The organism is Prevotella sp. AM42-24, from assembly GCF_003461825.1.
GTDB classification, from domain to species: Bacteria; Bacteroidota; Bacteroidia; order Bacteroidales; family Bacteroidaceae; genus Prevotella; species Prevotella hominis.
In genome coordinates this window covers 1-1,266 of sequence record NZ_QTXV01000102.1, presented here as the reverse complement: position 1 = coordinate 1,266, position 1,266 = coordinate 1, and the positions used below count along the sequence as shown (strand labels likewise).

Sequence of the window (1,266 nt, the reverse complement as noted above, 5' to 3'; positions counted from 1 at the left end):
CGGTCAGTTCCGAAAGCACGCTCTTCATAGGGTTTTGCACCACATAGCTGCCTTCCTTGTTGTCTATCTTCACATCGGCAACTCCGAAATAGGCATTGTTCCTTACATCCTTGGGATTGGTCAAGCCTATTTGGATATTGTTCCAATTAGTCAAAGCCCTGGTCTGGTCAGTGGTGAAGAATGGCTCTATGAGATTGGTAATAGCCAATATCTGATAATGCCCTACAGGAAGAGCGAAGCGTTGGCTTGCCACCTCCTGCGCACTACCATAATGTTTTTCCTCTACAAGCGAACCGTCATCGGCATTGAATATCCAGAGCTTCACGTCTTTCACTTCCGTACCTTGGTCGGCTTCATCTGCCCAAGTGAGTGATACTGACAAGCCACCCTCATCCTCACCATTATGAACATCATGGTCGCAGCTTGCCAAGAGGCATGGGACGCATAACAGCACCCATAACCAAATATTAAATCTTCTTTTTGCTTTCATTCTCTATCTTGTTTTATGGGTTACTGATTATTATCTTTAGTCTCTACTCGGCGAGCTTTCTGGGCTTCGCGAGATCCGTCGCTTCCCTTACCTGCAGCCGAAATGCGGCTTGCAGCTATGCCTTTCTTTACCAGCCAGGCCTTCAGGGTTTCTGCTCGCTGGCGAGAAATGCGCCTGTTCACCGCTACGCTGCCCCTGGTGTCGCACCAGCCTGTCACCGTCACCTTCATATCCGGATTCTCCTTTAATATATGGAGGATTTCGTTCAGCTTGGATTCCTCGTCAGGGTTGATGGCGATACTGTTGAAATCGAAGTAGATAACAGGGAATTTCACCTCTGAGGTTTCAGCAATGTCTTGTTCTGCAACCTTGGTTTCTGCCTTATCCGCCTTGGCAGCCGACTCTTGCTGTTGGGTGTTCTCCTCTGGGGTAGTCAGCTGTTGCTGGACTTCCGGCTGAGGAATGGTTGAGGTTTCCATCATTTTCCTTTTCTTTGCCTTGGTGAAGTTGATGCCCAGTCTGATGCCGCTTTCCCAAACGAAGTTGTTCTTGTGCAGATGCTCTGGCATTCCATCCATACGTTCGCCAGTAAGACGGGTCAAACCGGAATAGATGCCCAATTTCAGACATGAAGTCAGTTGGTAGCCCACCTGCAAGTCTGCGCCATAACCCAAATGCCAGTTGGTTGAACCTTTCATCACTTTGGCTTCATCGGCTATAGTATGGATGTCAGCTTTGGTCGTTACTGCATATATATGAGGTGAAACAGCCAAATC

General features: G+C 48.2%; 2 protein-coding genes. Both read right to left on the bottom strand.

What is annotated here, in order from left to right:
• Positions 1-490 (bottom strand): FimB/Mfa2 family fimbrial subunit (locus tag DW917_RS17865; protein WP_233524790.1); only part of this gene is annotated, 490 nt, incomplete at its 3' end.
• 20 nt (positions 491-510) lie between these two features.
• The coding region (locus DW917_RS15905; RefSeq protein WP_147344236.1) for an OmpA family protein at positions 511-1,266 on the bottom strand (756 nt) is incomplete at its 5' end.